This is a genomic window from Nocardia vinacea (assembly GCF_035920345.1).
Classification (GTDB): Bacteria; Actinomycetota; Actinomycetes; order Mycobacteriales; family Mycobacteriaceae; genus Nocardia; species Nocardia vinacea_A.
The window spans coordinates 189,856-211,645 of record NZ_CP109149.1 but is presented as its reverse complement, the minus strand read 5'-3'; the positions used below and the strand labels follow the sequence as shown (position 1 = coordinate 211,645).

Below are 21,790 nucleotides of genomic sequence, written 5' to 3'. Positions count from 1 at the left end.
CGGGTTTACCGCCGGGCGCGCGCACGACCCTTGAGTAACCCTCCAATTGTTGGCCGTGGGCGTCCTTGTCGTTGCCCTTCTGGTGGAACACGTGAACCCGTGCGCCCGGTGGAGGCCTCGGATCTGCGCCGTCGTCGTCGCGCAACGTCATGGGATTGTTGTCGGCGAAGGACAAAGAGGTTGGTGTAAGCGGCGAGGCCGGTCGGATCGCAACTGGTCCACCGGGCCAGCCACGGCGCGTAGTAGCGCGCGCCCACATAGTAGAGACCGCTCTCCTCGTCGCATTCTTTTGCGGTGTAGCGGTAACGCTTACGGCCGTAGCTGCCGAAGCTGGTCACGCCGTATGGCGTGTACTCCTCGCGTCGGATCAGTGATGCGTCTGCTGCGCTGGCTCCGCCGATTACGAGGTCACTGCTGTCGAGGTGATCTCCGAGGTGGTACTGCACCGGCTTATCGCTGGCACCGTCGCCCGGGAGCGGGGCACCGATCTTCATTACTGCGATTCGGCGCTCGTCATCCATGATGTGGAGCACGCACTGCTCTGCTCCGCCGCTGCGCAGGTGCTCGAACAAGCCGTCGATGTACACCGTGCTTTCATCGCCACCTGCCTTACGGACAAGCTTCTTCACCCGCTGGCCGGACGCGTCGTAGAGGTAACGGGCCACGACTGACGCGGGACCTGCGCCGGCCCTCACAGTAAACCGGCTCAACCGGCCCGCGTGGTCCGACGCGAACGACCTCGAGGTGTTCTCCGCCTCCAGCTGACCTGATGCGTCGTGCCGGTAGGCCATCGTCGTCGCGCCGATTACCGTCTTCTGCAGTTTTCCTTTCCTCGAGCGGGTCATCGCCGCGAAGCCGACAAATCCCGTTTTGATGCCCACAGCTTGTAGCCCGTGGAGGAATCAAGTGAAGCCGTCCGTCCCGCCTACCGGAACTATCCGCCGTCCGGTCGACTACCGCGGTTTTTGGCGCAAACCGGTCGACTGCCAATGCACAGCCTGCCAACCCTTTTCGGTTCGATGCCATGCGATGACGAACCGGTTGGTAAGGGCCAGGACCGAACCGTCGACCTCGGCCGACACGGCGGAGACACCGCTCAGGACAGCAACGTTGTCTCCGAGGTATCGGCAGCTCTCGTCACTGGTATCGATCGACAGGTAGTTCACCGCTCCCGATTTGATCGCAGACAGCAATGTCTCCTTGGTATCCACGCGCGCCGAGGCATGGACCAATACGAGATCGTCGGCCAGCAACTGTTCCAACACGCCGATGTCTGCCCCGACCATGGCCGCCCGCCGGGCTCGATCGGCGTCCAACACCTTCGAATCGCTCTTCATCGGTCCAGTGTTGCCACATAAGCGAATTCGGCGGACCATCGGCGATCCGCCCAATGGAACCGCACTCAATTCAGGGAGAACAGCGGGCCGATCAACGTCAGCCCGAGGTCCGGCGTGTACGCGAAGAAGGCGAAGAGCATGAACGAGGCTACGGCGAGCTCGACGTTCTTGTTGAAGTGGATCCGATCGTTCTGCCTGAGCATCGGCTCGGTCTGGGTCCAGAAGTTGTGCATCGTCGGACACCGAGGTGGACGAACGACTGGATATGCTCGGCACGGAACAACCACGATCGTTGCGCGGCAAGGCAGCGATCGCGGACGCGATCCTCGCCTACGAAGCGTACAAGCGCACTTTGCGCATCGAGCGCTGGGCGGTGCTGGCCGCGGCCGATGCCCGCTCACATCGACCGTTGTGGGCATCAACCGGGGTCAAGGATCCAGCATACGAAGACACCCGCTATGTGATCGAGCTCGTGGCACCCGGCACCGTGAACATACTGCCGCAGCCGACGCTGACGGGCTGTCGTCGATCACGGCGACCAGGTGACCGGCCGGTACGAGGACGCGCGCCGGGTATTCGAACAGCTTGCTGCACTGGGCGTCGACATGAAGGAAGTCGGGGCGGAATTGGAACGACATGGTGTTGCAAATTCCAGCAGTCATGGCGAGCACTGACTGTAGCAATCGCCTCGGAATTTGCGGCTCATAGATCCGAGTTCTAGGGCAGCGAATCGGAAACTACAGCAAAGGATTTACCTGAGTTCGGGAATGAGGAGACAGGGGTACTTCTCAATGGAGATCACCGGACTACTAGTGTCAAGAAAGTTGCAGGTCCGCGGCATACACCAGGTTGGGGGTATGGGTCAGTTCCCTGTCCGGACTTGAACCCCCACAAGAATGGAGAGGTGAAGACTCCGACACCAGTACCCGATCACCGCCTCCGAACATCCACATTCGATGTCGCGCACCCTCCGCGGCCCGGCTCTCCAGCGCCCAACACCATCTTTCCTGCCTCATATCCGGATAGCGATCCTGTGTATGCGCCCTCGACGATCGGAACCTGTCAACGGCAGCTGAATTCGAAGAGCGTCGACAGACGCGTGATAGTCTGGGCACCAACTTATTCGGCGTGTCGTAAAGATTCCGCCCAGCCAGACTATTCTTTCGGCATTTGCGATTGGCCACCGCGTCATGAGAGTGTCGACACCTGCCCGACCGCGGAATCCGAATGAGCCCCGGACCGGTCTGCGACGGTTCGAGGCTCATTCAGGGGTGTTCGCGCCTACCAACCGATCGCTCAGTGATTGACGACACCAACATATCCCGCGCCCGGCACACCTGCGAAATCCGCTGTACTGCGCCGGTCCGGTTTCGCACTGGCTTCAGCGGCACCGATGCACTTTCGCGGCTCCACGGCCCGTGACCCCGATTCCGCCTCCGCGAGAAGCCAAGCATGGCACTGGGTTCCACAGTCAGCCTGTTTCGACACCACAACCGTTCGCTGTTTCAGCAAAGAAGCAGACGAGCAGATATCCCAGTTCGCGTGTCAGTAACGGAACAGTGACGCGAACTCGTTGCGAACTCACTACTGCCCAGGTGTCGGTACGCCGCCGGAACACCCTACCGCCTAGTTCGCTGATCGATAGCGCTGGCAGAGGCCGACAGCCGTGTCTTCTGACACAGTGCGACCACTGATCCCGCCGAGCCGCGCAGACAGTAGAGAACCTGGTTCCACGCGACGCACACCGCGTCCCCCCGCACCGCCGTTAGCACCGGTCAGCGAACTGCCAGCGAACACAACTCTCTACGGCGTCGGCTCCATCGATGTCAAAGGCCGGATCAGCGACGCAGTCATGTTCCGCACCCTGAGCTGGTCCCCCGGCACGCGGGTGCGAATCCGGCTGCGCGCGGGCTTCGTCGTGGTCACCTGCCCCGGTGAACACGCCCGCATCGATAACCAGGGCAGCTTGCATCTGCCCGCGGCGATCCGCCGTGCGCTGCGCATCGGCGCCGGGCAGCGCGTCCTCCTGGCCGCCCACCTACCCAGCGAAACGCTGCTCGTACTCCCCCGACCACTCATAGACGAGCTGACCGCACCGCTGTTCACCGCCCTCACCGAGAAGGGACCGGCATGACTCCCCCAGCACCTGACAAGATCGCCACCGCCCTGACCGTGCTACAGAGCCTCGGTGTGTCCGCAGAGGACTTGAAAGGACTGAGCACTCGCCCTCCACTACCGACTTTCGCCGAATACATCCCCCGCGTCTACGCATCCCTGCCTGCCACGCTCACCCGTGACGCCTACCTGGGATATTGGCGCCGCCTGCTCGAACTCGACGGCTGGGCCGATCGGCGTCTCGACGAAGTCACCGTCACCGACCTCCAACTGGCCATCGAGCTGCTCCAGACCCAACGTAAGGTGCGCCGCAACGATCGCAACGGCTACTCCGTGCGCATCCATGCCGTCGTCGCACTACGCCGCCTGTACCAGAGCGCGGTCGACGATCGCCTCATCGACGCGACCGACAACCCCGCCCAGCGGTTACGACTGCCCCGCCAGCAGCCCTCCACCCGCGACAAGATCCCCGACGAGATTCTGCGGCAGATGTACGACATCGCGGCGACCACCGGTCAGGACCCCGAACTCGACCTTTTGTTGCTGCGGCTACACACCGAAACCGCATGTCGGCCTATCGGTGCGATGTCGCTGCGCCGCATCGATCTCGACACCACCCAATGCCTGATCCGCCTGCGCGAGAAAGGCAACACCGAGCGCTGGCAGCCCGTCTCCCCCAGCCTGATGGACGCGCTGCTGCGCCACGCCGCCGACCGCCCGGTCGCCCCAGACGAACCACTGTTGCGATCCAAGCGTGGCGGCCGCCCGGTCCGTCGTCGCCGCTACGAAAACATGTTCGTCCGCATGTCGCGCTACATCCCTGACATCACCGTGCGCGGCATCAGCATCTACTGGCTGCGCCACACCACCCTGAAATGGGTCGAACGCAACTTCGGATTATCGGTCGCCAAAGCCTATGCCGGACATGCCGACAGCCATCGCGACGGCGCTACCACGATCTACACCCGCGCCAGCACCAGCGAAGTCGCCGAAGCGTTGTCTTGGCTCACCGGTGAACAACATCCCCTGGCCCCATCTGCCGACTACGGCAGCCAGCCCAACGAATAGCGCGGTCTCGGAAAGGGCGCCGGGTCGGCATCCAGCTCATGTGGAGCTCTTTCCGGTCGGTAGTGCCCAAGTCAAAGCGCCTGGGTTGCAACTCGCGATCCATCTCAACCGAGGTATCCGCACACCAGCCGAGCACACATGCCTCGTCCGCACGCTGACCACGTCGCACAAGGAAGCTGTTCCATGCCTGAGGAATCCATCGACTCACCTCACGGCGGCGTGCACACCGCACGGCCCGCACCGACCGCCCGCAAGCCGCGTGCGCACGCGTTCTTCTGGACCGTGCTCACCGCAGCGGCCATCGTGAGCATCACAGGCAACGCCACCCAAGCCCTCCTGCACGACACCGCGCTGCCCGCAGTCGCCGCGGCGGTCGCGGTCATCCCGCCGCTGGCGCTGCTGGCCGCGGTGCACGGGGTCTCGATCCTGCTGCGTGCGCACGCCGGAGCCCGCGGCACCCACATGGTCGCGACCGCGATGACCGCATTCATTGCCATCGGGGCGTTCTGGCTATCGTTCACCGCCCTGCGGTCGCTGGCGATCACCGCCGGTGTCCCGCACGGTGAAGCGTGGCTGTGGCCGTTGATCATCGAAGGGTCGATGGCACAGTCCACCGTCGCGCTGTTGGCGCTCGCCCATTCCGCTCACGGTGGCGAGCATCGGCACGCTGCAGACCACCACGTAGCTGACGACTCCCCCTCCCGGCACATCGACCGAGCAATCGCTGAAAATACGGCTAACACTGCGCCGATGGCACCGAACGCGATACGCGCCGTGCACACGCCATCACACACTGCAGTCGATGCCCGCCAAGACCTTTCCGATCTGGCGCGGCGCTTGTGCGCACGCGATCCCGCACGGCGTCGCGACCCCGAACTCGTCGCCCAAGCCCTGGCACACCATCACCTCGATGGCTGGAACCCGACCCGTATCGCCAACGAACTGAACAAAAGCCGGTCCACCATCAGCCGAATACTCAGCGACGCAGCAACCTTCAGCACCCACGAAACGACGGCGTCATCACCTGCGACCGCGCCGACAGTACCCGGATTCTCCGCAGGCGATCCCCGACACATCCGAGGCCCATCCGCCCAACTTTCGGTTCCAGCGACCATTCAAAGCAGTGCCTGCAGCTGACGTCCGGACGCCCTGCCCAATTGCGGTCCAATCGACTTCAACTCCTCTACGAGCGGGACGCAAGCCACAAATGCGCTGACTTGGCCCGGACTGAGGCTGTTGCAACTGGATCCCCTGACTCCAACTACCAACAACCCTTGAGAAGGGGACATCGATGCAGAAGCTCGCGAATATCTCTCGACAGCAGGTCACGGACGGTGTTGGATACCCATCAGAGCTTTCGTTGCAGGTACCAGCACCACAGACGCGCCGCTACAGCGCAACGGCTTTGGAGGGGGTTGTCTGCATGGACATCGATCTGACGTGTCCGCACTGCAACCAACTCGACTTGGTGCAGAGTGTGCCGGCCCTGCATGCCGACGGTGTGTCGACCAGTTCCGGGACGAACAGCTATTCCGGGGTCGGGGTAACTTCGACTGGCCTGGTTCCGGTGTTCGGCACTGCCACCGTAGAGCGCACTCACACAACAGCACTCGCAGCGAGTCTGTCGCGAGAGCCAGCCCGTACCCCGGCAGGGCTCCTGACCTTCATCGCGCTGGTGTTGCTCTTGCCAGCAATGTGCTGGGTAGGGACGGCACTCATCTCGATCGTCAATCCGGCTCCTGGGGAGTCGCGATGGATCACCGCGCTAGCGATGGTCGTCTTCTTCGCGATGCTGGCGGCGCCCGGGGCCGTCCCGCTCACCATTGCGGTGTGCCGTATTCGTCGCAACGGCAAAGTCGTACGAGGTCGGCGCAAGGCGCATACGGTGTGGCGAGCCGGTTTCTATTGCCATCGGTGCGGCTTTGCGTTTTGGCCCTACTCACCAGCGCCGGGTATCCCCTCCCGGCAGGCTCTCGCGCCGCAGCAGTTCCGCTGGCACGTGCGGAACGCCGGTGGCTACGCAAACGCCTGAACCTCGCACGGAGAAGCCTGCAGAAATCCGCACACCGCAATCGACCGACCTGCCCCCGCTGTTCGATATTTCTCGCAGCTGTGGAGTCCCGAAATAGGCTCCCTAATCCGCGTGGTTGCGGGTGGGGTGAGCGTGTTCGGCATCCTAGATATCGGTGTGGATGGCGACCCGAACAAAGCCATCGCCGAAGCAGCCGCCGACATTCCGGGCACCTGCCCAGGGCCTACCGATCTGACCTATGCCGTTCCCGCTGAATACTAGCGATCTCTCCTAATCAGTTAGTAGGGACGGGGTTGCACGGCCGTTGGCCGTGGTTCTTGTTCCTGTGGTTGGTCTGTCGTCGGGTGACGCCCCTTGTCCTCCCGGTGTTGGAATGCCTTCTGAAAGAACGGCGCGCCTGACGGCAGACCAACCTGTGTGGTGGTGGGATTCCGTTGCTCGAGCCCGCTGCAGGGGTGACCTCTTCGATGTCTTCGCGAGCCTTTGAGCTCTTCGACAGCATGGGGTCCTGCGGTGCGCTGGAGTCACGGACGGCTAATGAGATGTCGGACCTTCGAGTCCCGTGATTAGGGTGCCGCGTGACTTCAACCTGGCTCGTGACCAGCAGCAATACTGATGAGGGAGACAACGCCACGAGCCGTTCGATTCCGGCCGCGGTGTGATCGAAACGGAACTGTTCGACCACCCCTTCGCCCGGTCGGCCCAGGGCCACGTCGTGAAACGACTCGGCCCAATCGGTACCCACCGCCAACAAGAAACCCGGCTCCTCTCACGGTCCTATCGGAAACGACTGGAGCAGAAGGCTTTGCGTCGTGCTGATAAACCAGTCCTCGCCGGGACGACACCCTCAAAGACGACTCGCCTCCAGCTAAAACCCCCGAGGACGCCGTCTCATTTCAGTCCTCGAAGGACAAGCGCCGAAAGCATTCCCCGGAGGTCCCAGCCATGAAAGAAGGTAGTGGTATCAGCGCCTTCGAAATCCATTGTGGTTGTTACTGATCGAACCTCTATGGCGGATGCTAACCTACAGCCCGGCCGGTCAGAACGTGCTCATCGCAGGCGGTTCGCAGCCCGTCCTTGCTGCCGAAGTGGTGAAAGATCAATGCCTCGCTGATTCCTGTGGCTGTGGCCACGGCACGCAGACTCCGGACTCCTCGGTCAACAAGAACCGGTGCCCGCCACCACTGCGGCCGCGCCCTCGGCCAATGCGGCGGCAGTGTCAGTTGCGTCGGCAATACCTCCGGCCAGCAGCACCGGACGAGAGCCCGCGATCGGCAATACCCGCGGCAAAAACTCCAGCGCTGCAACAGTTCCCACCAGATGGCCGCCCGCTTCGCGGCCTTGAGCAATCAGTCCGTCGGCACCCCACTCCACCGCGGCACAAGCCTGGTCCTCGGTTCCGACCAGGACGAGAACGGACACACCAGCGTCCCGGAGTTCCCGCACGATGGTCCGGTTGCCACCGAAAGCGAGGACCACGACGTCAACGCGTTCCCGCAGACAGACCTGGACATGGTGTCGGCGCGCGACCGGCATCAACAAGTTGACCGCAACTGTTCGATCGGGAGCTTCTTCACGGACCTGCCGATCGCGACACGCAACTCGCCCGGAGGCAGCAGACCGATAGTTCCCAGCCCACCCGCACCGGCAACATCGCTGCCAGTCAACCGCCAGCGATGTTGCCCATCCCCGCTTGCGCAACGGGAGCATCCAACCGAAATCTGTCGAGAACATCCACAAACCAGCCCCTAAACGGCTCTCGATCACACCGCCTCCCAGCAATCACGCCCGCGGCCCCGATCCCTATGGCGTGTCATCTTGCGTGGCGCAGCAAAGGAGACACAACCAAATCAGCCAGCTGGCCTGAGCTCGTCGAACTTCTCGCGTAGGGTCGGACCAAGGCGATCGACGACATGATAGCCGGGGTCGGAGGGCCATGGCAGGTGCATGAGGAAGGACGTGCCGATAGCGGCCCTGACCTCCCCGCCGAGCGGGGTCTTCTCGAACTCGGTGGACAGGAAGTGGATCAGTCCTTGCCAGTTGAGGTCTTTGAACTCGCCGTCCTCGCCGAGAAATGCGGAAACCACTGCGGGAGTTACATACATACCGAGGAATACGTGGGCGAGCGGCCCGCCGTCGTTCTCGATATGGCACTCGAGGTCCTCGGCCAACCGAGGGAAGCGCTCGGCGATCCTGGATATGAAATCGGATGCGTTATCGGCGTCGTCGTACATGGACAGTGGAGCTCCTTGCTCTCGGGCCACACCATCAAGATAACCCCGCGCTTATTTGAACCGAAACTTCTTGTTTGCCTTGCTCGTCGACGGTGCGTGAGCGAGTCGGACGCGCGGCGGTTGTCGCCTGCCGCCCAGGAGGTAGTGCGGCTGCGGGTGGTGGCTGCGCTGGAGTCGCCTGACCAGGTCATGCGGGCAGCGAGTTCCTGACCTGGCTGAAAGGGCAAGACCTCTCGCTGGAGCGAGTTCAGGTTTCTGGCCGCAGGTGCATCCGCGGGCGCCGGCGGCGGCCAGCCCGGTGTGACGTACCAACTCGGGGCGGATGTACTTTCCGGAGACTGGTATTCGTTCGTCTTCAGATCTTTGAAACCATCGCTCAGGTGCGGTTTCAGCTCGAACCGCCGCCAGGCCCGCCCAATCGTCGATTTCGGACATCCCGGTCCGTTCGGCCATCGACGACCGCGACCCGTGCGTGGCATCGAACGGCACCTGCAACGTCAATTCGTCCAATTGTTTCACCTGATCCAGCAAGATCGACGGCGGCTGGCGAGGCTCGTCGGCCATGCCAGCCGCCCCGCACTCGACGAACCGGCACCGCCACTTGGCCACCGTCGGCGGCGACACCCCCAACTGGGATGCGATATGGGTATTGAACGCGCCCGGCTCGGCGCAGACCATTGCGATCCGGCACCGCGACGCATACGCCTGCGTCGACGTCGCCGCCCGCGCACCCCGCACCAACTTCCGCCCCTGAGCCACGGTCACCGCCAACTCGGTCGACTTTCGGCGACCCAGTCTTCGCCTCCGGCGAATCCTACAATTAACCAACGGATTTCAGGATCGACACCATCGTCGCCACGACGATTCCGACCAGGCGCCCGGCCTTTCGGTCGAGCGGATCGCGGCGGGCTGCCGTCGCCGACGAGGCAGACGACATCGAATCCGCTGAAATGGGCGAGCGACGTCCTGCCGACAGTGCGCTCTGGGGGCCGGTGGCCGCTCGTCGAGTCCGGCCTCATCACGGATGAAGCCGGACTCGAGGCGCTCGACGGCGCACGTGCAGCGATGGCTACTTCCTGCATCCGGTCGGACGTCATACTTCGAGCGTCCCGGGACTTTGCGGATGCCGCTGTCGCTCAGGCATGGGGACAGGTTGGGGCGGCACAATCCCCTTAGGGACAGTCGGAAACTGCGGCACCAGCCATGGGGCCGTGTCGAGAAAGCCCAATTCCGCCTGTGCACTGGCGACGACATCGTAGGCTTGCATAAGTGTTCGCTCGATGGTGACGGCAAGCCTGTATTCGGCATACGACGCAAGACCACCACCGGCTGAAGGGCGTTCGGTGTAGGAGGCAGGCACCGTTCGATCCAGATTGGCCGCGATCAACATTTCCTGCAATCGATAGACCAGGTCCTGGAGTTGTTGCAAGGCCGTCGAACCCACGGTGGCGGCTCGTTGCGCGATGGTGACGGCCGCGCCGTCGGCGCCATGCCACACCGTCTGATGACCTTGTAGAACATTTTGGGAGGTCGAATACGATTCGGTGGCGAATCCGGCAAGACCGGCGGCCTTGTCGGCAGGCAGCAGGGGCGGAGCCACGGGCGGAGATACCGCGTATTCCGGGGTACCTAGGGTATCGGCCAAATCCTGGAAAATGTCTCGGGCATCGACTACATAGTCGGCCAGGGCTTTCGATGCCTGGGGTGGCGGGTCGAGCGGCACCTGCCAGCCCTTGGGCTCCGGCTTGGGTGGGGTAGGCGCCGGTCCCGGGGACGGCGCTGGCGTGGGATCGGCCGGCTCCTCCAACATGTTGATCTCCATCAAGCTACCTGTTGCAGACGGTCGAGGTTCAGGTTCTCGGCATCCCCCGGACCGGCACCGCGGACCTCCCAGCAATGAGGACCGTACTGGTGAGATCGCGTAATCATTCGTGAGTTCCATTCGTGAGTTCGTGGTGACCAGCCGGGCGTTTCTGCACAGCCGACGCCGCCGCCCAGACCCCGGCGAAGCTGACGCGAATCATGCCTACGCGGCCAGTATTCCGCTGCGAAAAAGGCTGTGCGCTCGATAGGTTCCGAGTGCACAGCCCTCGCTCAACTTGCCCGCGTCAATCGCCGGTGTTCGACCACTCCCGGCGGGACTCGCTCTTCGCGGCCAGGGTTTGCTCGGCGTCGTGGAAGTAGGCGAAATCATCGGACTTGCCCCACCGCGGCACACCCGATCCGGCGCCATCGACCCTATGGCCACCGTGCCCGGGCCACCATGCTTTATGCCCGATCATCGCCGTGAGTGCGGGTGTGAAGAACATCGCCATGACGAACGCGGCGATTCCGATACCAACCGAGATGGCGAAGCCCATCTGTGCGAGCGCGTTGTTGCCCGAGAGCATCATCGACGCGAACGTGCCCGCCAGGATCACGCCGGCCGCCGCGATGGTGGGTCCGGTGTGCCGGACTGCTAGTGCGGCGGCTTGTTTCGGTTCATTGCCCGCGTGTGCTTCCTCCCGCAGCCGGGCGACCATGAGGATGTTGTAGTCGGTGCCGAGCGCGACCACGAACAGATACATGATCACCGGCAGCGTAAACATCAGGCCGGATTCTCCTTGGATGTGCTGGAACACCAGTACCGCGGCGCCGAGCGTGGCGGCGAACCCGAGGAATACCGACGCCATCAGGTACCACGGCGCGACCAGGCTGCGCAGCAGCAACCCGAGCACGATCATGATCAGGACCGCCGCCACCGGGAACACGATCGCGTAGTCGCGGGCCATCGCATCCTGGAAGTCGACGAAGACCGAGGTCATCCCGCCTACCGCCGCAGTGGTGCCGACGGGTGCGGCCGAGTGCGCGACGTCCCGCAGCGGCCCTTTGACAGTGTCCAGAGCGGCGTCCGATTCCGGCACGTCGGTCAGTGTCACCACGAAATCGGCGATCGTGTTGTCCGCGGACCGCTTCGGTTCGGCCACCTGGCCGACGCCGGGCACCGCGGCCAGCGCGTTTCGGTAGGCGTTGAGCTGTTCATCGGTCAACTCGCTACCGCCGGAACGCAGCAGGACATCCGAAGGCTGCGCCGTCCCCGCGGGCATACCCTTCACCAATTCCTTGCTGTAGACCATGGATTCGGATGCCTGCGAGGTCGAGCCGGAGCTGAGGTCGAAGGTCGGGTGGAAACCGAACGCGAACACCCCTAGCGCGACCAGCACCCCACCGGAGATCACCGCGAAGACACCGGGCCGCCGACCGAGCGAGTTGCCGGCGGCGAAACGCACACCTCTTGGCTCGGTCCGCCAAGCCTTGGACGGCCAGAACACCTTGGTGCCCAGCAGCGAAACTACCGCTGGCACCAGCGTCAGCCCAGCCACCAGCGCCACGGCCACCGCGATCGCCAATGCCGGCCCCAGCGCGCGGAACATGCCGAGCGTGGACAAAACCAGTGCCATGAACGCGATGATCACCGCGCCCGCCGCGGAGGTGATGGCCGCACCGACGCGGGTGACGGCACTGACCATGGCGATCTTCGGATCTTCGCCCGCACGCAGCCGCTCGCGGTAGCGGAACATCAAAAACAGGATGTAATCGGTGCCGACGCCGAACAGCACGACCAGCAGGATAGCGCTGATCGACGCGTCGATCTGCAAGTCGAATGCCTTGGCCACCATGGCGATCAACCCATCGACCATACTGGAGATCGCGCCGATCACGACGATCGGCAGCAACGCGATCACCGCGCTGCGGAAGATGACCATCAGCAGCACCAGAATCAGCACGATGGTAGCAACGCCGATGATCGCCATGCCCTTTTCGCTGGATTCCTGCTGGTCCAGCGCCTGAGCCGCCTGACCGGTGATGCCGGCCTTCAGCTCTGTACCCGCCACGCATTGCTTCAGTTCCGCGCGCAGCGACTTGACCGCATCGCGTTGGGTAGCGTCACTCGGACTGGTCACCTTGGTCATCTGCACCGCAAAGATCTGGATCAGCCGGTTCTCTGACGGCGGCACCGGCTGGATCGCGGTGACGTCGGTGATCCGCGCACCCAGCAGCCCGGTGCCGATCGATACCACCGACGCCGAATCACCCTCGGTCAGCGGCGCCCCGTCTTGCCGGGCGAACACAATGATCGCCGCAGGCGCTGAGCTCTGCGAAAATGCCTCCTGCTGCATCTCCAACGCCTGGATCGACTCGTAATGCGAAGGCAGAAAAGCGGATTGGTCGGTCGTTGATTTGAGTTCCGGTGCCGAGATCACCACCGCGATGGCGAGCAGCATCCACATGCCGATCACCTTCCACGGATTGTGGACCACCACGGCCCCAAGTCGTGCGAACATCTGCGCAAAATCCTTTCCGGATTCGTAATGAGCTGGGGTAATTCAGATTTCGTGGTCTCGCGAACTCGGGTTCGGTGGCATCGAACTCGAGGCTGACGGCCCGCACCGAAGGGATTTCGCGATCAGAAGGCAAGTTGGGCACCACCCGCAGGTTGCCGATCCGGGCCGCGGCCGACGGATCGGACGCAGGAATGTTGCCAGCATTCGCACCGTGGAGTCTCGCTCGAACTGTTCGGTCCGCACAGGGCATGGACATGACCGACGAGCATCCGCAATCCACTCCGGCCGATAGAGCGCCTGAGCTATATCGCCTGGTAAGTGCCAGCGGCTTTGATCACGGCCACCAAACCTCTCGTTAATTGTGAACAACGTTCGCAGTTGCAGGATAGATGTTTGCTAACGGGGTTCGCAACGCTCGGGTAGTGGCATGCTGACTGGCATGACACCCACGGCTTCCTCGACCTCGTTGTGGTTGCGAGGCGCCGATCCCAAACCGGGGCCGCGTCGCACCTACACCCTGGACCAGCTCGCGGACGTGTGTGTCCGTATCGCCGACGCGGAAGGGCTGCCCGCGCTATCGATGCGTCGCATTGCGGAGGACCTCGGGACCGCCGCAGCCTCGCTCTATCGGTACGTCGACGGCAAAAACGACCTACTCGCGCTCATGGTGAACCACGTCGCCGCGGAATACGACTACCCGCCCCTGATCGGGAACGTACGCACCGACGTCTTCGCGATGCTGGAGCAGGCGCAGGCGTTGCATCGACGGCACCCATGGTTGAGGGAGGGGTTAGGCGAGGCCGTTTCGTTGAACCTCGGTCGGAATTCGATGCGATACCTCGACCACATGGCCGGCGCTTTGGCCCAAGCGGGACTGGACGCGAACGCGACCATGATGGGTATCAGCCTGTTGTCGGGTTGGGTACGTACCTTCGCCGGGCTGGAAGCAGCGGGGTTTTCCGCCTCCACCATGGGTGAGTCCGACCACCTTCCGACAATGCTGGCCCATGGTGACTACCCGCATCTGACCGCGCTGCTAACCACTACCGAGTCCGCGACTGCACCAGTCGACAATGATGCGGTGTTCCGGGCGGGAGTCGAAGCACTACTGTTCGGCATCATCCCGGGCAGTGGTCGGCCGAGCGAGGGCTAGGGCACGCTTGTGATCACCCGCGGGTGGTTGATCGCACTGGGCGCCACCATGGCTCGTGTGCAAGAGGAGAATTCGCGGACGCTTCTGCCAAGCGAATTGCTTTCTGGCCGTCGCGACATTCGCGGTAGGCACCGATACTTTGCGCAAATGTGCGGGCCGGTACCCGGCCTGGTGGAGCACCGACGCATGCCGGGATCGGTCGCCAACGAAGCGGTGGGCGATGGCGAGTTGTGGGTGGCACTCACATAGTCGTGGGCGCTGATTGCTGCGCGGTGACTGGCCTGGTGAACCAGCCGGCGTAGGTCAGCAGCAGGCCGATCACGGCCAAGACGCCGAAAAAGATGCGGGCCACGAGCGTTGCCGTCGGTGATTGCATGGTGCTGTCGACGCCCGACTCGGCTGCTTCCGGGTTGGCGATCAAGAGGAATCCCCGTAGCGCGACGAACCAGCCGAACAGCGACACGGTAACCGCGAGCGGTCCGCGCCAGCTGCGGTGACCGCCGATGATGACAAGCCCTCCGCAGAGCATCAGGGATCCGACAAACCACACATGGACGGGCTCGGCGAACAGGTCGATGTCCAGGCTGGGCAGACGGATCGCGTAGACGGTCGTGAAGGTTGCGATATAGGCATGTGGGGTCCAGTTGACCGGAAACTGGCGTTAGCGAGTGTTGTGACCGAAACGTTTGCTGTGGAGGTTGATTCGCTGGATTGGCGGATGCTGGTGGGCGTGTGGTGGTTGCATGTCGGTTTGTGGGTGATGAGGGCGGGGTCGGGTACGGCCAGTTCGGTGTGCTGTCGCGAGTCGAGCTGAACCGGGAACGGTCCAATGACACCGATCGGGAGCTGATCGCGGTCCGGCGACGGGATTCGAATCGGCTTGGATTCGCTTTGCAGCTGGTCACGGTCCGCTACTTGGGGTGTTTCTGCCGGATCCGCTCGATGTTCCGGGTGAGTTGGTCGATTATCTGGCTGAGCAGCTCGAGATCGCGGATCCGTCGTGCGTGAAGTCCTACACCGACCGGGAGAAGACCAGGTTCGAACATGCGTGGGAGATCCAGCGCAAGGAAGGGTTGATCTCGTTCGCGCAGGTCGAGGCCGAACTGCTGGCGTGGATCACTGATCAAGCGTGGATGACCGGCGACGGACCGAAGGCCTCGCTCTCCGGCGCGGTGGGCTGGCTGCGAGAACACAATGCTCTGCTACCGGGCATCACCACCCTGGAACGGCTGATCACCGACGGCAAACAGGACGCCGACCAGCGACTATGGGCGCAGCTGGTCAGCCAGCTGACCGGCGGGGAGGCTGGGCAGCTGCTGGGGCTGCTGGACACCCGGGAGGAGAACCGCCGCCGGTATGTCGAGCTGGAGCAGTTGCGTAGGGGCGCGTTCACCCCGTCGCCGATGGGCATGCAGAACGCATTGGCGCGGGGGCGGGGTGTGAACGCGGTCGTCCCGGCGTCGGTGGACGTCACGGCGGTGCCGGCGCGCCGGGTGATCGCCCTGGCCACGCACGGGTTGACCGGCAAGACTGCGCATCTGCGGCGGATGAAATCCCAGCGGGAGCGGCTGCTGGCGCTGCTTACCGCGACGGTGTTCACTTTGCGCGCCAAGGCGATCGATGACGTGCTGGAGTTGTTCGACCGGCTGATGGTCACCGACTTGATGGCCAAGGCCGAACGCCAGTCCAAGGACGAGAAACTCAAGCGCTACCCGCGGGTGAGCCGCAACGCCGGCAAGCTGGCCCAGGCGGTGCGAGTGCTGTTGGAGATGAGCGAGAGCGAACCGGGGTTGTCGCTGGAATTGGTGTGGGATCTGATCGAGAACACCGTGTCCAGGGCCGAGCTGCGGGCCGCGCTCGCGGCGATCGATGAGCTGGTGCCCCAAGCCGATCCGGAGTGCGATTCGGAGCGGCTCGAGAGCTGGCCAACCGGTACGCCACGGTGCGGGGGTTCCTGCCCGCGATGATGCGCAACATCGACTTCGGTGCCACGGCCGATGCCGCGCCGGTGTTGAAAGCTGTTGCTGCGCTGGCGGATATGATCTCTCCGCAACGAAGTGGCCGGGGCGGGTTGCCGGCGCGGTGGCTCGATGCCCGTCGCGTGGATCACGCCCTGGTCGGAGGTGGCTGGCAGCGCCTCGTGTACCTACCCGAGCGGCCGGAACAGACCGTTGACCGCCGCGCCTGCACCCTGTGCCTGCTAGAGCAGTTTCATCGGCATCTCAAGCACCGCAACATCTTCGCCGAGCACTCCTCCAAATGGCGTGACCCCCGCGCGCACCTGCTGTCCGGTATGGCGTGGGAAGAAGCCCGCGACCGGGGCATGAACGCGCTCGGCCTGCCGGGCAACCCACGCACGATGCTGGGCGAGCTGGCCCAAAGCCTCGACGGCGCTTACCGGGAGCTGGCCGCGTATCTGGGGGAGGGACCAGGCCGAACGGTTCCTGTCCTGGCTCGACCAGCGCGATTGCGGGCTCGCTGGATGCACGCAAGCCGATTTCGATGCCTGGCATGCTGACGCGCTCGATCACTGCAAGAAGGCGTTGCGCCCCTTCTTGACCTGGGCAATGAACGCTGGTCACATGCCGAAACTGATCCTGCCAACCCTCCGCACCGGCGCCGGTCAGCCCATCACCCAGTCGCGACGGCTCGCCCTGTTACGTCGGGTGCTCACTGACGATCGGCCACCGATCCGGTCACGGGTCGCGGCCGCGCTGATGCTGCTCTACGGTCAACCCGCCACCCGTCTCGTCCGCCTCACCGTCGAGGACGTCATCACCCATGGTGATCAGGTCCTCATCCGGCTCGGCACGCCACTCTCGCCCGTTCCCGAGCCCCTCGGCGGGCTGCTGCTCAAACTTGTTGGCAACCGCCAGAACATGAACACCGTCAACGCGGGCAGCCGCTGGCTGTTCCCAGGGCGGCGAGCAGGACAGCCCCTGCACTTCAGCACCATGCTCGAACATCTTCGCGATGATCTCGGCCTGCCGACCGGAGCCACCCGGGCAGCAACCCTGCGCCAGCTCGTCCTGCAGGCCCCCGCTCCTGTGATCGCCGAAGCCCTCGGCTTCTCCGCCCACCACATGAACCGTATCTGGACCGACTCCGGGGGAAACTGGAAAAGCTACGCACCCGGCGATCACAGTCGCTGATCACCGTCACTGAGACAGGAATACAGAACACTCGAATACTGGCCCCTACCAGTCGAGACCCGCCGCTGAATCGCATCGGATGCGCTCTGCGATCTGCGCCCGACGCCCCCGGAGCACCGGCCGGCGTTCAACATCCCTGACGAAGACAGTCCGATCATGCGGTTGTACTGCGGGCCGGGCTGCAACGACCGGGGAGGACGAGATGGGGCGGCTGAGAAAGTCGGCGGCCGCAAACGCCATATCGCCACCGACACCATGGGTCTGCTGCTGACGGTCGTGGTCACCGCTGCCAGCACACAGGACCGCGATGGCGCGGTCCCGCTACTGGCGCATGATGACGGGCCGAACTGCCCGCTCGTGTCGCGCCTGATGTGGTGCCTATGCTGGTGCTTCGCTGGAGCAACTTTGAGATCCACCAGGAGAGCACGTGGTCACGAGCATTCCTCGCCACGACTGTGCCATAGACAACGAGGCTGAGAGCCTAGCAGGGCTCAAGGAGAACGCGAGCTGGGTCATCGCCGGGCTCGACAAGCCGAAGGGCGTCAGACGAGCCCAGGCCCTGAACATGACTCTGACCCTGGCGCAGTCGCGATGTGCAACGGACCCGGAAGCGGTGAAGTTCGAGACGTGGGAAGCGTGGGTCACGGCCATGCAGACCGGCTCCGCGCTGTTCGCCGCGGCCACCGCGGCCGAAGACAGCACTGTAACGGTCCGGATCAAGGAGCAGGAGCGATCCCTGCCCGCGATCGGCCCAGAGTTCTGTGTGAACGCGGAGGCGTGGGTCACCTCCTTCTACCTCGCGTTGATCTGTCGGGAGACCGAGCGCCTGGAGAAGTTGGCGCAGGTACCTGTCTCCCTGTTGCGCGAGTCGCTGGGGTCGGGTGCGGTGCTTCTCGAGTACATCTACTCCTGGGTGGAGACCCTGCAGAGCTTCTGGCTCGGCCGGCCAGACATGTGCGACAAGCTGGTCGCCGCAGTCGACGGCACCGACCCGCAAACTGCTCGGTTCGACGGCCCCAACGAGGAGGCGGCTCCGGTTGTCGGCAAGGAGGATAAGGAGGCCCTGTTGAAGGTCATCTATCCGCCGATCATTCTCTTCTATCGCTATCTCCAGCAGGACCATGAGGAATTCAACAGCGCGCTGGCCGATGCGCTGCGGTGGCACAAGGAGTACTGGACCGAGACCGAGGATCGGGCCATCAGCTCGGGAGGTCTCGTCGCCCTCGACCTGCTCGCCATCGCGTGCCTTGCCCACGACGCCGGCTTCCCCATCGACATCGAATCCGAGTACCTGCCCACCGCGCTCCTGAAGTACACCTGGGTCGGCGAGATCGACACCTGAGCGACCGCGCGAGGGCCGAAACGCATCATGTGGTTCGACGTCGAGTTCCCTGGTGGTCACTAAGCGCCAGATTTCTCAGATCCAGTCCCACGTGCCGATATAGGGACCGATGACGCGGGCGAACGCCCGAGTACGTTCGTGCGCCTCGACGCTGGCGGTTGACATATTGCTGCTCCTCTCATTGAGTCGGCCGGCTCTGTTTGCCGTCCTCGACAGGTTGTTGCTGATGTGCGTCGGGCCGGTAGCCGGCCTGGTGGAGCACAGCGCGCAGGTACTGCTCGATTTCATTGGCCGTGCTGGTGTCCGGCCGGGTGGCCAAGTGTTGCCAGACCGCTCCGGTGAGCAGGTCCAGCAGCACGTCAGGGTCAGTGTCCGCGGGTAGCTGCCCGCGATCACGGGCCCGCTCGAACACGTCCTTGCGCGCCCGGTCACGATGCTGGCCGAACAGGTCGTGGTAGGCACGAGCGAGCTCGGGATAGTCATCGATCGCGTCGTAGAGGCGCCGCAAGAGGCGGCGGAGGCGCGCGTTGGCGAGGACGTATGCAGAACCGGCCAAAAAGTGTTCGATGTCGCGGATCTCCGGCGTGCGCGGAGGGTCGCTGTAGGCTGTCTCAATCGCCGCGATCAACAGCCGAGTCTTGTCCGGGAACCGCCGGTACACAGTTGCCCGGGTGACTCCGGCGCGCCGGGCAACCAGCTCGATGCTGGTCGCCTCGGCGCCGCGTTCGATCAACAGCTCCAGCGCGGCGTTCAAGATAGCGGCATCGGCCTCCCTGCTCCGAGGACGGCCAGGAGCACGATCATCGGCACTCATGGCACTTATAATACAGATCTGATCCGTATTGTAAACCAGGAAAGGCGCGCTGATCCGTCTGCTCGACCACCGCTCTCTCGATAGCGAGTCAGCACCCGCTCGCCGGTCCGGCGCACACCGGTCGCCGGGTGGTTCTGTGGTCGACCAAACCCCGCAAGCCGTTTAGCTGATCCAGGGCCTGTGACTGCGCTGCGGGAGCGGAGACCAAGCACCACCGACAACTTGCGAACGTCGTTAACAAACAAGTATCGTGCGGAATTGCGAACATTGTTCACAATGGAGGTCTCAATGGCTGTCGTCGACGCCGACGCATCGAGTTGTGTGGTGAGACCACATCCGGTCCGCCGAGGCGGCTGCACTGTCCAGCCATCGAGATCACGTCAGGACGGTCGAGTGCCTGACGGAATTTGGTTGCTGTGCTGAAGGGCTTGTCCGACAACAAGTTCGGGTCCGTTCCGATGTTTCGAGGAGGGTTCAGATGGAAAAGGTCACTTTCACCGAGGAAAAGGCGACCATGCTCGCGACGCTCTACAGCAAAGTGCTCGACAACCGGTTGGCGAACCCGATCCTTGGCGATCAAGCAGCTGAGGACGCTCTCGAGCACATCGACTACGACTTCCAAAGACTCGGTGTCACAGCGGCTTCCGCTGAGGGAATCGCGGCCCGCGCGAAGGTCATCGACGACTGGGCCGCGCAGTACCTGCACGACCACACCGAGGCTATCGTGCTGCACCTGGGCTGCGGTATGGACAGCCGAGTCTTCCGGCTCGACCCGCCACCATCGGTGCAATGGTTCGACATCGACTATCCCGAGGTGATCGACCTGCGTACCCGTATCTATCCGCAGCGCGCCAACTACCACCTCATCGGCACACCGATCACCGACCTCGCCTGGCTCGACCGCATCCCCTCCGATCGCCCCGCACTCCTCCTGGCCGAAGGGCTGCTCGTGTACCTGAAGCCGGAAGCAGGCGGTGAACTACTGCGACAGCTCGCCCGCAAGTTCCCATCGGGCGAGCTGATCGCCGACATGCTCAGCAAGCTCGGCGTCAAGATGCAGAAGGCCACACCGATCACCCGCAACACCGGTTCGACATTGCACTGGGGCATCGACGACCCAACCGAACTCGATCAACTCGGCTATCGCACGACCGCGTGCCTCGCCGCCTCCGACTGGTTCGACCCCCGGACGCCTGAGGGGCAGAAGTCCGGACTGTCCCGCAGTGTACGACTGCAATTCGCGATGACCCGGTACATTCCAGGGTTGCGCCGGCTTGCCACGATCGGCCGCTGGAGCTTCTGACCGGCGATTCGCGACTACGGCACAGAGAGGACTGTCGCTAGTGGTGGTGCACGTGGAAACAACACGGCGGGGCGGGGTCCTGATTACGGGAGCCAGCAGCGGAATCGGGTCGGCGTTCGCCCGGATGCTCGCCGGCAGCGGCCACGACCTGATCGTGGTCGCCCGGCGCGCCGACCGGCTCGACGAGCTGGCCGAACAGCTGCAGGACACGGGAACGAACATCGAGGTCCTCGTCGCCGATCTGCAGAACGACAGTGATGTGCGGCGGGTGGAGGATCGGTTGCGAAGTCGGGCCGAGCCCATCCAGCACCTGGTCAACAATGCTGGCGTCACCGACTACACCTTCTTCGCCAACAGTGAAATCGACCGGGCGGTAGCACAATTGGCGTTACATACCGCGGTCCCGATGCGCCTGATGCGTGCCCTACTGCCGCAGCTGGTGCAGCAGGGCAGCGGCGGCGTGCTCAACATCGCTTCCACCGCCGGACTACAAGCAAGCCCAGGTCTGGCCGCATACAGCGCCAGCAAGGCGGCGCTGATCACCCTCAGCGAGTCGGTCCATCACGAAGTCAAACCCTTCGGTGTCCGGGTGAGCTGCCTCTGTCCCGGGTACACCCGGACCGAATTACAGGATGCGGCGGGCGTCGATGCGAGCGGCCTGCCCCGCATGTCCTGGATGAGCGCCGACACTGTCGCTCGAATCGGCTGGCGCGGCTACCGGCGCGGACGAGCGATCATAGTTCCGGGTGCCATCAATCGCGCCACCACCGTCGCCTTCCGCTACGCCCCCCGAACTATAAGCCGACATTTCATCGCCACCATTGTGCGACAAGTACACCCTCGCGACCGTCAATCGTCCACTGCGAGACCGCATTAGACCGTTGGGCGAGCTCCCGCCAACCAGCGTTTGCCGCA

22 protein-coding genes and 3 pseudogenes are annotated in these 21,790 nt (G+C 63.7%); 14 read left to right on the top strand and 11 right to left on the bottom strand.

The genetic code is table 11. The features are described from left to right. Positions 1–5: 5 nt before the first annotated feature. The 3 genes from OIE68_RS00895 to OIE68_RS00885 all read right to left on the bottom strand — a co-directional run bounded on the left by OIE68_RS00895 (position 6) and on the right by OIE68_RS00885 (position 1,570). Complete coding sequence (locus OIE68_RS00895; RefSeq protein WP_327097467.1) at positions 6–881, bottom strand: RHS repeat-associated core domain-containing protein; 876 nt, start codon at positions 879–881, stop codon at positions 6–8. A gap of 72 nt (positions 882–953) precedes the next feature. Next, positions 954–1,337, bottom strand: coding sequence for a nuclear transport factor 2 family protein (locus OIE68_RS00890; protein WP_327097466.1), 384 nt, complete (start codon positions 1,335–1,337; stop codon positions 954–956). Positions 1,338–1,402: 65 nt separating this feature from the next. After that, the gene (locus OIE68_RS00885) at positions 1,403–1,570 is read right to left on the bottom strand and encodes a hypothetical protein (RefSeq protein WP_327097465.1); all 168 of its coding nucleotides are present in this window, start codon (positions 1,568–1,570) and stop codon (positions 1,403–1,405) included. A 1,619-nt stretch (positions 1,571–3,189) separates the two neighbouring features. Between OIE68_RS00885 and OIE68_RS00880 the strand changes: the two genes are divergently transcribed. From OIE68_RS00880 to OIE68_RS00860, 5 genes are all read left to right on the top strand, one after another. Further along, the gene (locus OIE68_RS00880; RefSeq protein ID WP_327097464.1) at positions 3,190–3,471 is read left to right on the top strand and encodes a hypothetical protein; all 282 of its coding nucleotides are present in this window, start codon (positions 3,190–3,192) and stop codon (positions 3,469–3,471) included. After that, on the top strand, positions 3,468–4,520 hold the full coding sequence (locus tag OIE68_RS00875) for a site-specific integrase (RefSeq protein ID WP_327097463.1): 1,053 nt from the start codon (positions 3,468–3,470) through the stop codon (positions 4,518–4,520). The genes OIE68_RS00880 and OIE68_RS00875 overlap by 4 nt, the downstream gene beginning before the upstream one ends. A 183-nt stretch (positions 4,521–4,703) precedes the next feature. After that, positions 4,704–5,657, top strand: a complete 954-nt coding sequence (locus OIE68_RS00870; RefSeq protein WP_327097462.1) for a DUF2637 domain-containing protein — start codon at positions 4,704–4,706, stop codon at positions 5,655–5,657. Positions 5,658–5,811: 154 nt separating this feature from the next. Beyond that, positions 5,812–6,552, top strand: a complete 741-nt coding sequence (locus OIE68_RS00865; protein WP_327097461.1) for a hypothetical protein — start codon at positions 5,812–5,814, stop codon at positions 6,550–6,552. A gap of 132 nt (positions 6,553–6,684) precedes the next feature. Beyond that, on the top strand, positions 6,685–6,813 hold the full coding sequence (locus OIE68_RS00860; RefSeq protein WP_327097460.1) for a hypothetical protein: 129 nt from the start codon (positions 6,685–6,687) through the stop codon (positions 6,811–6,813). A 779-nt stretch (positions 6,814–7,592) separates the two neighbouring features. On the opposite strand, the pseudogene OIE68_RS00855 reads toward OIE68_RS00860, so the two are convergent. The 4 genes and pseudogenes from OIE68_RS00855 to OIE68_RS00840 form a co-directional block, all read right to left on the bottom strand. Continuing rightward, positions 7,593–7,694, bottom strand: a pseudogene (locus tag OIE68_RS00855) (TetR family transcriptional regulator); the annotation flags it as partial. A 16-nt stretch (positions 7,695–7,710) separates the two neighbouring features. After that, on the bottom strand, positions 7,711–8,088 hold the full coding sequence (locus OIE68_RS46910) for a nitronate monooxygenase (RefSeq protein ID WP_419150661.1): 378 nt from the start codon (positions 8,086–8,088) through the stop codon (positions 7,711–7,713). Positions 8,089–8,402: 314 nt separating this feature from the next. Then, positions 8,403–8,786, bottom strand: a complete 384-nt coding sequence (locus OIE68_RS00845) for a hypothetical protein (protein WP_327097459.1) — start codon at positions 8,784–8,786, stop codon at positions 8,403–8,405. 51 nt (positions 8,787–8,837) lie between these two features. Beyond that, complete coding sequence (locus OIE68_RS00840; protein WP_327097458.1) at positions 8,838–9,350, bottom strand: hypothetical protein; 513 nt, start codon at positions 9,348–9,350, stop codon at positions 8,838–8,840. Between OIE68_RS00840 and OIE68_RS00835 the strand changes: the two genes are divergently transcribed. Then, positions 9,349–9,540, top strand: a complete 192-nt coding sequence (locus OIE68_RS00835; RefSeq protein ID WP_327097457.1) for a hypothetical protein — start codon at positions 9,349–9,351, stop codon at positions 9,538–9,540. The two genes, OIE68_RS00840 and OIE68_RS00835, sit on opposite strands and share 2 nt — an antisense overlap. 339 nt (positions 9,541–9,879) lie before the next feature. On the opposite strand, the gene OIE68_RS00830 is transcribed toward OIE68_RS00835, so the two are convergent. Next, positions 9,880–10,608 (bottom strand): hypothetical protein, encoded by a 729-nt coding sequence (locus tag OIE68_RS00830; RefSeq protein WP_327097456.1) that lies wholly within the window; start codon positions 10,606–10,608, stop codon positions 9,880–9,882. 286 nt (positions 10,609–10,894) lie between these two features. Continuing rightward, positions 10,895–13,111, bottom strand: coding sequence for an MMPL family transporter (locus OIE68_RS00825; protein ID WP_327097455.1), 2,217 nt, complete (start codon positions 13,109–13,111; stop codon positions 10,895–10,897). Positions 13,112–13,550: 439 nt separating this feature from the next. On the opposite strand from OIE68_RS00825, the gene OIE68_RS00820 reads away from it, so the two are divergent. Then, positions 13,551–14,264, top strand: a complete 714-nt coding sequence (locus OIE68_RS00820; protein WP_327097454.1) for a TetR/AcrR family transcriptional regulator — start codon at positions 13,551–13,553, stop codon at positions 14,262–14,264. Positions 14,265–14,505: 241 nt separating this feature from the next. Here OIE68_RS00820 and OIE68_RS00815 read toward each other — a convergent pair whose 3' ends face one another. Continuing rightward, a complete protein-coding gene (locus OIE68_RS00815) occupies positions 14,506–14,793 on the bottom strand; it encodes a hypothetical protein (protein WP_327097453.1) in 288 nt (95 codons plus the stop codon). A gap of 203 nt (positions 14,794–14,996) precedes the next feature. On the opposite strand from OIE68_RS00815, the pseudogene OIE68_RS00810 reads away from it, so the two are divergent. From OIE68_RS00810 to OIE68_RS00790, 5 genes and pseudogenes are all read left to right on the top strand, one after another. Then, positions 14,997–16,231, top strand: a pseudogene (locus OIE68_RS00810) (DUF4158 domain-containing protein). Then, on the top strand, positions 16,228–16,782 hold the full coding sequence (locus OIE68_RS00805; RefSeq protein WP_327097451.1) for a hypothetical protein: 555 nt from the start codon (positions 16,228–16,230) through the stop codon (positions 16,780–16,782). Before OIE68_RS00810 ends, OIE68_RS00805 begins: the two are co-directional and overlap by 4 nt. Before the next feature lie 64 nt (positions 16,783–16,846). Next, positions 16,847–17,416, top strand: coding sequence for a hypothetical protein (locus OIE68_RS00800; RefSeq protein ID WP_327097450.1), 570 nt, complete (start codon positions 16,847–16,849; stop codon positions 17,414–17,416). Between the two features lie 192 nt (positions 17,417–17,608). Beyond that, a pseudogene (locus OIE68_RS00795) lies at positions 17,609–17,743 on the top strand (transposase); the annotation flags it as partial. 100 nt (positions 17,744–17,843) lie between these two features. After that, a complete protein-coding gene (locus tag OIE68_RS00790) occupies positions 17,844–18,758 on the top strand; it encodes an immunity 49 family protein (RefSeq protein WP_327097449.1) in 915 nt (304 codons plus the stop codon). A 178-nt stretch (positions 18,759–18,936) separates the two neighbouring features. Here OIE68_RS00790 and OIE68_RS00785 read toward each other — a convergent pair whose 3' ends face one another. Then, a complete protein-coding gene (locus OIE68_RS00785) occupies positions 18,937–19,512 on the bottom strand; it encodes a TetR/AcrR family transcriptional regulator (RefSeq protein ID WP_327097448.1) in 576 nt (191 codons plus the stop codon). A gap of 538 nt (positions 19,513–20,050) precedes the next feature. Here OIE68_RS00785 and OIE68_RS00780 point away from each other — a divergent pair. Further along, positions 20,051–20,875, top strand: a complete 825-nt coding sequence (locus OIE68_RS00780) for a class I SAM-dependent methyltransferase (protein ID WP_327097447.1) — start codon at positions 20,051–20,053, stop codon at positions 20,873–20,875. Between the two features lie 52 nt (positions 20,876–20,927). Then, positions 20,928–21,752, top strand: a complete 825-nt coding sequence (locus tag OIE68_RS00775; protein ID WP_327097446.1) for an SDR family oxidoreductase — start codon at positions 20,928–20,930, stop codon at positions 21,750–21,752. The last annotated feature ends 38 nt before the right edge of the window (positions 21,753–21,790 follow it).

Excerpts from the sequence above, each read along its gene's own strand:
- OIE68_RS00890 (WP_327097466.1), bottom strand. The coding sequence starts at position 1,337 with ATGAAGAGCGATTCGAAGGTGTTGGACGCCGATCGAGCCCGGCGGGCG.
- OIE68_RS00885 (WP_327097465.1), bottom strand. The coding sequence starts at position 1,570 with ATGCACAACTTCTGGACCCAGACCGAGCCGATGCTCAGGCAGAACGAT.
- OIE68_RS00880 (WP_327097464.1), top strand. The coding sequence starts at position 3,190 with ATGTTCCGCACCCTGAGCTGGTCCCCCGGCACGCGGGTGCGAATCCGG.
- OIE68_RS00875 (WP_327097463.1), top strand. The coding sequence starts at position 3,468 with ATGACTCCCCCAGCACCTGACAAGATCGCCACCGCCCTGACCGTGCTA.
- OIE68_RS00870 (WP_327097462.1), top strand. The coding sequence starts at position 4,704 with ATGCCTGAGGAATCCATCGACTCACCTCACGGCGGCGTGCACACCGCA.
- OIE68_RS00865 (WP_327097461.1), top strand. The coding sequence starts at position 5,812 with ATGCAGAAGCTCGCGAATATCTCTCGACAGCAGGTCACGGACGGTGTT.
- OIE68_RS46910 (WP_419150661.1), bottom strand. The coding sequence starts at position 8,088 with ATGCCGGTCGCGCGCCGACACCATGTCCAGGTCTGTCTGCGGGAACGC.
- OIE68_RS00845 (WP_327097459.1), bottom strand. The coding sequence starts at position 8,786 with ATGTACGACGACGCCGATAACGCATCCGATTTCATATCCAGGATCGCC.
- OIE68_RS00835 (WP_327097457.1), top strand. The coding sequence starts at position 9,349 with ATGCCAGCCGCCCCGCACTCGACGAACCGGCACCGCCACTTGGCCACC.
- OIE68_RS00840 (WP_327097458.1), bottom strand. The coding sequence starts at position 9,350 with ATGGCCGACGAGCCTCGCCAGCCGCCGTCGATCTTGCTGGATCAGGTG.
- OIE68_RS00830 (WP_327097456.1), bottom strand. The coding sequence starts at position 10,608 with ATGGAGATCAACATGTTGGAGGAGCCGGCCGATCCCACGCCAGCGCCG.
- OIE68_RS00825 (WP_327097455.1), bottom strand. The coding sequence starts at position 13,111 with ATGTTCGCACGACTTGGGGCCGTGGTGGTCCACAATCCGTGGAAGGTG.
- OIE68_RS00820 (WP_327097454.1), top strand. The coding sequence starts at position 13,551 with ATGACACCCACGGCTTCCTCGACCTCGTTGTGGTTGCGAGGCGCCGAT.
- OIE68_RS00815 (WP_327097453.1), bottom strand. The coding sequence starts at position 14,793 with ATGCTCTGCGGAGGGCTTGTCATCATCGGCGGTCACCGCAGCTGGCGC.
- OIE68_RS00805 (WP_327097451.1), top strand. The coding sequence starts at position 16,228 with ATGATGCGCAACATCGACTTCGGTGCCACGGCCGATGCCGCGCCGGTG.
- OIE68_RS00800 (WP_327097450.1), top strand. The coding sequence starts at position 16,847 with ATGCCGAAACTGATCCTGCCAACCCTCCGCACCGGCGCCGGTCAGCCC.
- OIE68_RS00780 (WP_327097447.1), top strand. The coding sequence starts at position 20,051 with ATGGAAAAGGTCACTTTCACCGAGGAAAAGGCGACCATGCTCGCGACG.